Source organism: Bradyrhizobium sp. CSA112 (assembly GCF_029051645.1).
Classification (GTDB): domain Bacteria; phylum Pseudomonadota; class Alphaproteobacteria; order Rhizobiales; family Xanthobacteraceae; genus Bradyrhizobium.
Genome location: NZ_JAACFS010000075.1, coordinates 1 through 9,115, shown reverse-complemented (window position 1 = coordinate 9,115; position 9,115 = coordinate 1). Strand labels below are relative to the sequence as shown.

Below are 9,115 nucleotides of genomic sequence, written 5' to 3'. Positions count from 1 at the left end.
CTCCGGGTTACTCATCCGCTCGTCGAGAACGCAGGCGATGTTCTGCTGGAACATCAACTTCGGCTTGACGGCAAGCGGGCGTTGGTCATGTCGCGTCCTGCCACGGATGAGGTGAAGCCCCGTCTAGGTGAGAATGAGGGAAGTACTTTTAGCGCCAGTGACGGACGTCATTCTTCAGTCGATCCGACGGCGAGCCGGTGGTGAAAGGCCGGCCCTGAATGTAGCCGCTGGATTGAACCCAAAATGCGAAAGCATTGTTGCCGTCTTGGCGGCACGAGGGGGACCGGCGTCATTTGTCATCTATCTTGTCGTACCAGTCGTGTCCGGTTGCGGACGTTGATGTGGAGAATCCGACTACTGCACCTAAATCATTCCGCGGGTGCCGCTTCGGGCACGTGCTTTTTCTTCTTCAAGCGACGCGCAGAGCACTTTCGCGTTCGGCACGCCGATTGCTGAGATGAAGATGCCGCAGTTAAAAGGCGGCGCGCTGGTCACCGACCCAGGAATTCACAATGAGACTTGCTCGATTGATATTGATCAATGCGGCGTTGAGGCTAGTCGTAACTGTACAAGCGGCAGACATTAATGTGGCCCTCGCCGCCAACTTAACCGCACCGACCAAGGAGATAGCCTCGACCATCAAGCGGACGGCTGGTCACGGGGCAGCTATGAGATCGGGCGCGAATGGACAATGTTACAACCACGTCACGCAAGGTGCGCAATTTCAGATCTCGGCCGACACGCGACCAACGGAGCTGGTCGTGGATGAAACCGTACTACCGGAAGGCCGCTTCATCAACACGATCGGAAACTTCCTACTTTGGAAGAGTGCGAATTTCGTGAACGGCGCGGAGATGTCCAAGAGGATGGCCTTCGCAAAATTATCGATCTGCCTCGCCGAGACACCTTTTAAGGTAGCCGTGATCGAGTCAGTGAGTTCGCCCAGCGTTCATGAGGCCATGCAGCCGAAGGGCATCGAGGGCGCGACAGTCACGCGGGCGGATCAATACGAGATCGGCTATGACGAGCTCGCCTTCGTCACGAGATTTCAATTGATTGGTGATGATGCCTCGCGCTGGCTGATGCCGCAGGAGCTCCATGGTCCCATTGAGCAAGGTGCCGCGTCGTCGAAGGGAAGCGCCGACCGCGAAGCAACGCTGGGGTTCATCTCCGAAAGGCCTGAGGCTCACGTGATCATTGAGCGCTATGGTTAGGTGCTCGAAGAGCCAGCCCTGGACCGCAGGTCGGCTGGGATCTGGTAGTCGGCAAGGCGGACGATCAGGCTCGCCAGCCTCACGGCCGTGATTCTATCGGCATCGGGATGGCGACGTTCACTTGACTTGGTGATCTCGATTTGCTGGGACCCAAATCGACTAGCGCAGCGCAAGCATGGGATACGGATGACGCACTGGGGCAAACCACAACCGCGCGTGATTGAAGGCGGTAAGGCCGATCGCGCATTGCATGCTGATGCTTCACAGCCGCGGATAGTGTGGAACTTCTGGCCGCTTGCGGCGGTCCTCCTCAACGCGCTCCTGTGGGTCGGCATCTGCTGGGTCATTTACGCGTTCTCATGAGCAAGGCGGCGTGGCCAAAGCAGCCAAGTTCGCGCCACAAGGATGGGGCGTTGGCAAGCGCCATCTGGCATACACGCCTGAGGTCATCGACTGACCTCTCTCAGCGGGTCGCGAATATTGGAGGCACGTGCGTACGCACGCCAGTTGGATTAGCCCAACTTAAGCCGTCACCAACGCCAGACGCCGCAATACGCTTCGCCATTGCGCCCTACCACCTAATCAGCCGCAATTCCAGATCGGCCCGGTCGGCGTCCGCGTTCAGCACGGGCCAAAGCTGCCGCCATTGTAGCGGCTGTCGTAAAAGCCGGGCCGGCCGAAATAGTGCCAGGCGCCATCATACCCGTAGTAACGGGGGACCGGGTCAATGTACCAAGGGCGCCGGTCGCGGCGTGCCGATCGCCGCATCGCGTCTTTCTGGGCGTAAAGTGGAAGGCTGTTGTTCAGCGGCTGCTGGGTCACCCGGCAGGAAGCCATAGCCGTGCCAGCGCGGAGCCGGCCGCTTTTGAAGCGGTGCGGCCAGAGCGCGACTGATAACAGCGACAGGACGATAGCAGTGAAGAGATACACAAGGCGGGACATGCGGACACCATAGACAGTCGATCGTTGAGAGGCCATTCAAATCCAGGTGCAAAGCTCACGCGCCTATGCAGCTGCGGCATTTTCTATCGCCGTACGCCGGACGATCTAACTACCCCCTTCTTCCACAGCCGAAATCCGCCCTCGAACGCGTTGGTGTTGACGCCGAGGCGGACCTTGCGCGGCAGCTTGTCGACCTTGCCGGCGTTGCCGCCGCCCAGCATGATGTAATCCGGCTCCACGGCTGCGAGCAGGCGCCTGATGACGTCATCGACCGTGCGTTGCTATTTCTTCCTGCCAACGCGCTTGAGGGCTGCGGCGCCGACATATTGCTCGAATGTCTTGCCGTTGCGGTACGGCAGGTGAGCCAGCTCCATCAATTCCAGAATGCCATCCACGATCATCGCGGAGCCAAGACCCGTGCCGAGGCCGAGGAACAGCATTCGGCCGCCCTGATAGCTGCCGATCGCCTGCATCCGCGCATCGTTGACGACCTTGGTCGGGCGATCGAAGGCCCTTTCGAAATTGAAGCCGGCCCACCCGAGACCGAGATTGTGAGGCTCCGACAAGGGCCGGTTGTTGACCACAGGTCCGGGATATCCGACCGCGACGACCTCATAGGACCAGTCCTTCGTCAGCGCCTTGACCTTCCTGACCATCACTCTCGCTGATAGCTCGGGATCGGACGCAAACGCGCGCCTGGTTCGCTCCCTGTTGGTCGTGACCTTCACACGCGAACCACCGATGTCGATCACGAGGACCGTATGCCGCGATGCTTGCTTGCCCGCTTTCTTCGCCATGAAGCCGCGCCCTGCTCGGTCGGATGATCATAACTCCAGCCGATCCTTACCTGAAGCAGGGAGACGAGCAGCATCACAGCTTTGTTCTCCATCCGACTCTATTTTGTTCGCAAGGAACGAATCGGAATCGCGCAGATCAGTGCGGGCCAATTCTTAACAACGCGTTTGCTTCGTGCTTGCACGCGGATGCAGCCGAGCAAGCAGCCGGATGAAACGAAACAAGCATAGCCCGGATCAGCAGAGCGCTATCCGAGCCTGCTCGGTCGATCGATCTTACCCTAACCCCGCCCTCCGGCTTGATCCCCGCCTTCGTGATCGGCAAGAGGCGCGCTCCTCGCTGTCGCGAAAGGCCGATATCCCCTGCGGCGTGGTCGGCCAGGTGGCGGCCCCTATGCGATATGCGAGGCTGCTACGGCTCTTGGGTCAGATCTCAGTATACGTGCTGAATATGCTGGCGAGCCGTGACATTCCCCAAGCGTAACACAGCCTGAAGTGGCCGCTATATGACTCCATCCCCAAGATCAGCCACAGAATCGATTACAATGTAACGCATCGGAAGATCGCCATAAACGGAAATCGATTTATGGGGTTTGGTGCTGGGAAACCTTTGCAGCCTCCGTTCAGGACCGCGCGTAGAATCGCGGCCGTTTCGATATCGAACTAAGAGATGCCCCCATCCGGTAGTAGGAACCACAGACAGGCTGATCGAGATGTTCGGAAAATCGCGCATCATTTGAGCTCTGCAAATCAGTCCTAACGGTGCAGCTTAGACGCGTTGGCGAACGCGCTCTCCATGCCAGAACCACAGAAAGCGCTTTTGATGTTGCACGCGCGGCAATGCACAGTGTCACACCTCGCACAGCGCGAGTGAAACGGCACCGTTGTATCGGTCATCGCACAAACGGCTGCATCCGACTTAACACCGATGAATGCGGTCGAGCGTCGATCTCCTATGCTGAAACAGCACCGGCCCGACGCACACTGCCGGGTATGAGGTGCGTCGGGCCGGTTGGGGCATGGCGCGGCACCTGGCCGTGTCCAACCCAGATAAACCCGTGCAAATAATATGCCACACGAAAAGGTGCCGATGATCGGCGTCGAAATCGCCGGTGTCCGGCCACACGGATTTTCATTTGCGGGCGGGCGCGCGTACGTATGGGCCATCTCCTCCGGGCTTAGTTTGCGCTACGCCATAAAGATCGATTTGATCGGTGGCCGGACGATTGCCGAATTTCGATGTCGGGGAAACTTCCTTTGCGCGGCCTGTGACCAGAGGGACGCCGATATCCGAACGGATTAGATTTACTGCGTCACAAATCATGACGGCGCATGAGCTTCCATTTCGATAGCGCAGCACGGACATCTACGTAGCGTCTAAGCAAATACGCTCGCGAGGCACCGCCGCATGGTAGCGAACGAGTTCGGCATGTCACCCTCTGTTCTGAGCGGGAGCGCCGCGGGTCAGCCAGTCATTGCGATGAGCGGGGCGGACCCGGAGCCGCGCAAAGCGCGAGGTCAAGAAGTCAACGCTGCCGTCGCGCCATTTGACATTCCGCCAAGCTTGTTTCGGTATACCGAGATCAAGTCCCTTGACCGAGCAAGTCTTTTGCTCGTCGTCCCACCGCATCAATTTCACCGGCGGTCCATTCCCCGACCATTTCTTCGGGCGGTAGCGGTCCCTGCCGGGCGGCCACACGGAGTGCTCGGCAAGATGCCCGTTTCTTGAATGCTCGTTCGAAACTCTTCCGCTTACGCTTATATGAGAGCCTGCACCCTCTCGGTCATATCGGCTTCCTTTGCATTCACGCACTATTGCCGTTTGTACTTTCGACGCTGCCACCCGCTGGACCAAACAGTGCAGAGGGTGTCACAAATGGTGAAGCCACTTCGCAAACCTTACGTACCGAGGTTGTGAGGTTGGATTATCCTTCGCAACGACTTGCGCGCGGTTGCGACACGTGTAGTTGTTGCGACCGAATATGTCCGGACTCCGCCAGGCTGTTTGCGAACACGACATCGGGCAAGTTGGCGCTTGCGTGGCCTGCGGTTGTTGTGGAGGAGAAGAGCGTATGAAGTTCAGTGGCAGACGCCTTTCGATCCTGTTGTCCTTGCTTTCGGCTGTAAGCGTGAGCACGATCGCCAAGGCCGATGAACCGTCGCCGAAATACGCCGAGGTGCTCAGTGCCCTGCAGGCCGGCAAGAATGTGAAGCTCATACTGGACCTGAACCGCTGTACCACCGTCGATGGCGGCAAGCCCGGGCCGGCCACGCAGGCCGGGTTGGTTATAAGTGCCTTCAGGGTGACTGCCCAGAACGGCATCAGCTTTGCCAATGCGCATCAAACCGTGGATTGACGGAATACATTCCGCCACAGCCTCAGCCGCGAAGGCAAGCTTATGGTGCGGGCCTTCAAGCTGACCGCCGGGGCGACCGAAGTCGTGAATCAGGGCGAATTCATCTGCGAACTGCCGGACGGCGCGAAGTTCGTTTGGGACACTGCGCAGGGCCACGGCGCGGCTTCGCTACCCTGATCCTTTCGAGTGGAGATCTATCGAGCCATAACACGGCAGCCGAGATCGTGACGGCGGCCAGGTCGTTTCTGGCCGTCTTTTCGTAGCCGGTCGCCACGCGGCGAAATTGCTTCGGTTTACCGAAGCAGCACTCGATGAGGTGATGCTGACCTGCCAGGGCTGTTGAAGAACTCAGCCGCGTTCGCAAACGAAGCTTGTATCGTCGCCATTGTGTATGAAGAATTGGCCGACGAGCCTGCCCGCAGTGCCGATCATAACCGATCCGCGACCGCAGGAGGGTAGAGTCGAGGATGGGCGCGGTAGCTTGGGGCCTATGGCCAACGCTCCGTTTCCCATCCCCGCTCATCAAACCGGGCGTGCCGATTTCCGGCACCCGGCTTTCCGACTGGCTTCACCGCAAGGCACACGGAGACAAACTAACCGCACGCGGCTTCGGTACGGTGAGTAACTCTCCTTCGCCCCTCGACACAGCAATCTCCGGCGGCGCCTGTCATTGATGGTGTTTGCAGGCTCATCGCCAATCACCACGACCTCGCCATCTTCAAAAGCGCACCAGAAGTCGGGGCCCTTTGCTCCACCGGCATTACCCGGCATCAACGCTCCTATTGCCCCGTCCGACTCCCGCCGTGACCACCGCCTATTGCGATGCTGAGGCCGCTACCCTCGTCCGCGACGGGTCTCCCCCTGTAACTGCGAACCACCCTTCCGACGTGCCGTGCCCACTACCCCGGCGGATCGCGTGGGTGCGCGTGTCGATTACTTCCCCACGCGTGCGGCCTTCCCCAAATGACCGGAGGGTCGGCATCCGCATTCGAACTTTCGAGGCCTGCTCGGGCTTCACTTTTGTTACGGCCCATCGGATCGCTCAGCAGCCCAAGGCCGCCTTCGTCGCAGGGCTCCGACCCAACCAGTTACCCGGCCGTGCCGCCTGCCAGCTTCCGGACCAATCGACAATTATCCGGGTGAGACCCTCCCTCACTGGTAGTTCGCGCCCTCGGGGCGCACGGTCATTTTCGTCGTGTCCTTCCCATGAGAAACTCCGAGCAGGCCGAACCGTCTCGCGCGCTGTAGCGGACGTCGAGAAGGCGCTTCAGCGCACCGAAGGCGATTTCACAATCGGACTTACCCTCGAAGGTGAGATGCGCCTCTTCGACAAGATCGAGGAAGTCGCTGTCCCAGTTGTCCATTTCGGTGATGCGCCAGCGGCAATGGCCTGGGCGAAGCCGGGCACCTTGGCCATCAGCCGGCCCCGGCAGCCGCACCAGATGAAGTCTTCTGCATCGCAGGCAGGCGGTTACGCCTGCATGGTCCGTCAAATTTGAGTATGACTACCTGCATTTTGGCGGGCCGAGTGTCGCGACCGCTCCGACCGTGCAGTTTCCACCGCTTGCAATTCTTCCGGCGAACACAACCAGCCTATCGAGCAACTATCACATTGGAAAGGTCGGGTTGAATTACCACTTCGGCGCCGACCCGCGGGCGGCGCAATGGTCTGACGCGCCGCTGTATGCAAAAGAACCCACCAGCGTGCCGCCCATTGCGTACACGGCCGATTAGTCATTCGAAGGCGGATCGCGGCTCTGGCTCAGCCGGGGAAGATTCCAATGGGACCATAGCGCTGTGCCTCATATACCTGGAGATCCTAGCATTCTTATCTCGAGGCTCACTTATCACGGACTGGACGGACTTTCCGGAGAACTATTTGGCCGTCTTGACAGCCCGTGGGGAATATTCCTGAAGGGCAATATTGGCCTCGGGCGCTTCAACAAAGGAAACATAAACAATGAAGATTGGGGCATCGAACGCTCGTTGTCCTGTATCAACAACGTATCAGGCCAGGCCAACGGAAGGTTCACATACTACACGGCCGACGCCGGTTACGATTTGCTGCGCGGCACCAGCCATAAGGTCGGCGCATTCATCGGCTGGCCCTATTACGGCCAGAGCTCCGACTCGACGGGATGCGTGCAAATCGCCAACCCCATGTATATATGCCGGCGCCGGCTGACAGGATCATTGGCATTCAGCATACTAACTGGGATGCATTTCGTGTCGGTCTAAGCGCCGAAACCATGCTCACGGAGCGTTGGCGCTTAAGCACCGACGCGCTTACCTGCCGTGGACCAATTACAGTGGTCGTGACAACCATCTCTTTCGCCATATGACCCACTTCACTGATCAACGCGGGAATGGTGGCGCGGGTACATCTCTCGCCTCGAGGGCGTCCGCAGGTCGGTCGCACAAGTCATCGATGGTGTCGAGTTGCGTTCTCGCAAGGGGATCCTTGCTCCCCGGTTTTGTTTACGACAAGGTCATCCGGGATTGTCGCATTCTTCTGGGCGGCGTGCCCTTTCATGCTTCAGGAAACGACTCGACGTGGCTTGCGGACTTCCGCGCGAAGGTCGAGGCGCTGCCCATATCTTACGTGATGAAGCCCAAGCTTATTGAAGCAGCCATCGAGGCAATGATCAGGTTCGTCCAGCCGGCTTACGTCGATTTGATTGCGGCGGCGGGCCGGCTCCAGGCCTCGTCCAGCACGGACGACGGCGCCTGGAAGCACCCCAACGGGGGTTGAGTTCTACGCGCAGGCGCTCAGGCACATGACCACGACGGAGCTGTCGGCGACACAAATCCACGAGTACGGGCTGGAGGAGGTCGCCCGGATCCACGGAGAGATGGAAAGATTAAAGAACTCGCTTGGCTTTGGTGGCTCTCGCCGCTTTTTTCGAGCACATCAAAACAAGCCCCAAACTTGTCTATCCCAATACTGAGGAGGGACGGAGCACCTACCTCCGCGAAACCTCCCGCGTTATGGATGCGATGTACCGCAATCTCGGCAATTCTTTTGGCAGGCTTCCCAAGGTTGGGTGCGTATCGCGATCCGATGTCCGTGAGCATCCACAAAAACATCTGGCCCGGTTCAGTGGAATCCTCCAGGCGGACTGCTACAACGGCTTCGAGCCGCTGTTCGATCCGAAGAAGAAAGCGCTGCCGATCATGCCGGCATTTTGCCTCGCGCATGCGAGGCGAAAGTTCTTCGAGCTGGCCGACATCGCAAAAAATGCCCGGGAGGGCAAGAAGGGTAAGCCGATCTCCCCGATAGCGCTGGAGGCGGTCAGACGCCTCGATGCACTCTTCGTCATCGAGCGCGAGATCAACGGCTTGACCGCCGCCGAGCGGCTTAGCGTGCGACAGCAAAAGAGCAAGCCGCTGTTCGATGCGATGCACGAATGGATGACCACCGAACGCGCCACACTCTCGCGCTCCTCCGCGGTTCGCGAGCCGATCGACTACATGCTCAAGCGCTGGGCCGACTTCGCCCGCTTCCTTGATGATGGCAGAATCTGCCTGACCAACAACGCTGCGGAAAGAGCGCTGCGCGGTATCGCTCTCGGAAGACGCAATTGGACCTTTGCCGGTTCTCAGCGCGGGGCAGACCGCGCCGCTGTCATGCTGACGCTTCTCACCACCGCACGCCTCAACGATGTCGACCCGCAAGCATGGGAGCTATCGCTGAAAGTTGGTGACGGTGGGAATCGGGAAGGCGGCATATCGTGGGGGTGCTTGAAGCCTCCACTTCTCCACCGAAGGAGCGATATGCCGTGTCCAAAGATAACATCATCAAGCTGAT

At 59.1% G+C, this 9,115-nt stretch carries 7 protein-coding genes and 5 pseudogenes; 7 read left to right on the top strand and 5 right to left on the bottom strand.

Annotated elements, in window-relative coordinates:
- A pseudogene (locus GWE18_RS41390) lies at positions 1-204 on the top strand (Effector protein NopP); the annotation flags it as partial.
- Between the two features lie 308 nt (positions 205-512).
- A complete protein-coding gene (locus GWE18_RS41385) occupies positions 513-1,214 on the top strand; it encodes a molybdate ABC transporter substrate-binding protein (RefSeq protein WP_275191237.1) in 702 nt (233 codons plus the stop codon).
- A 621-nt stretch (positions 1,215-1,835) separates the two neighbouring features.
- Here the strand turns inward: GWE18_RS41385 and GWE18_RS41380 are convergent.
- The 3 genes and pseudogenes from GWE18_RS41380 to GWE18_RS41375 all read right to left on the bottom strand — a co-directional run bounded on the left by GWE18_RS41380 (position 1,836) and on the right by GWE18_RS41375 (position 2,953).
- Positions 1,836-2,156 (bottom strand): annotated as a pseudogene (locus tag GWE18_RS41380) (hypothetical protein).
- Between the two features lie 83 nt (positions 2,157-2,239).
- The gene (locus GWE18_RS42450; protein ID WP_342804347.1) at positions 2,240-2,377 is read right to left on the bottom strand and encodes a hypothetical protein; all 138 of its coding nucleotides are present in this window, start codon (positions 2,375-2,377) and stop codon (positions 2,240-2,242) included.
- A gap of 60 nt (positions 2,378-2,437) precedes the next feature.
- Positions 2,438-2,953: an ROK family protein gene (locus tag GWE18_RS41375; protein ID WP_342804346.1), complete on the bottom strand. Its 516-nt coding sequence runs from the start codon at positions 2,951-2,953 to the stop codon at positions 2,438-2,440.
- Between the two features lie 2,069 nt (positions 2,954-5,022).
- On the opposite strand from GWE18_RS41375, the gene GWE18_RS41370 reads away from it, so the two are divergent.
- Together GWE18_RS41370 and GWE18_RS41365 are read left to right on the top strand one after the other, a co-directional pair.
- Positions 5,023-5,307, top strand: a complete 285-nt coding sequence (locus GWE18_RS41370; protein ID WP_244608742.1) for a VirK family protein — start codon at positions 5,023-5,025, stop codon at positions 5,305-5,307.
- A 42-nt stretch (positions 5,308-5,349) separates the two neighbouring features.
- Entirely contained in the window at positions 5,350-5,484 is a 135-nt protein-coding gene (locus GWE18_RS41365) for a hypothetical protein (protein WP_275191238.1), read from the top strand.
- A gap of 22 nt (positions 5,485-5,506) precedes the next feature.
- Here GWE18_RS41365 and GWE18_RS41360 read toward each other — a convergent pair.
- Together GWE18_RS41360 and GWE18_RS41355 are read right to left on the bottom strand one after the other, a co-directional pair.
- Positions 5,507-5,632, bottom strand: a pseudogene (locus tag GWE18_RS41360) (IS5/IS1182 family transposase); the annotation flags it as partial.
- An 858-nt stretch (positions 5,633-6,490) separates the two neighbouring features.
- Positions 6,491-6,724: pseudogene (locus GWE18_RS41355) on the bottom strand (hypothetical protein); the annotation flags it as partial.
- 380 nt (positions 6,725-7,104) lie between these two features.
- Between GWE18_RS41355 and GWE18_RS41350 the strand changes: the two are divergent.
- From GWE18_RS41350 to GWE18_RS41340, 3 genes and pseudogenes are all read left to right on the top strand, one after another.
- Positions 7,105-7,545 (top strand): hypothetical protein, encoded by a 441-nt coding sequence (locus tag GWE18_RS41350; RefSeq protein ID WP_275191235.1) that lies wholly within the window; start codon positions 7,105-7,107, stop codon positions 7,543-7,545.
- A 223-nt stretch (positions 7,546-7,768) separates the two neighbouring features.
- Positions 7,769-8,059, top strand: coding sequence for a hypothetical protein (locus tag GWE18_RS41345; RefSeq protein WP_275191234.1), 291 nt, complete (start codon positions 7,769-7,771; stop codon positions 8,057-8,059).
- A gap of 317 nt (positions 8,060-8,376) precedes the next feature.
- Positions 8,377-8,988 (top strand): annotated as a pseudogene (locus GWE18_RS41340) (IS66 family transposase); the annotation flags it as partial.
- Between the last annotated feature and the right edge of the window lie 127 nt (positions 8,989-9,115).

Excerpts from the sequence above, each read along its gene's own strand:
- GWE18_RS41365 (WP_275191238.1), top strand. The coding sequence starts at position 5,350 with ATGGTGCGGGCCTTCAAGCTGACCGCCGGGGCGACCGAAGTCGTGAAT.
- GWE18_RS41370 (WP_244608742.1), top strand. The coding sequence starts at position 5,023 with ATGAAGTTCAGTGGCAGACGCCTTTCGATCCTGTTGTCCTTGCTTTCG.
- GWE18_RS41385 (WP_275191237.1), top strand. The coding sequence starts at position 513 with ATGAGACTTGCTCGATTGATATTGATCAATGCGGCGTTGAGGCTAGTC.
- GWE18_RS42450 (WP_342804347.1), bottom strand. The coding sequence starts at position 2,377 with ATGCTGGGCGGCGGCAACGCCGGCAAGGTCGACAAGCTGCCGCGCAAG.
- GWE18_RS41375 (WP_342804346.1), bottom strand. The coding sequence starts at position 2,953 with ATGGCGAAGAAAGCGGGCAAGCAAGCATCGCGGCATACGGTCCTCGTG.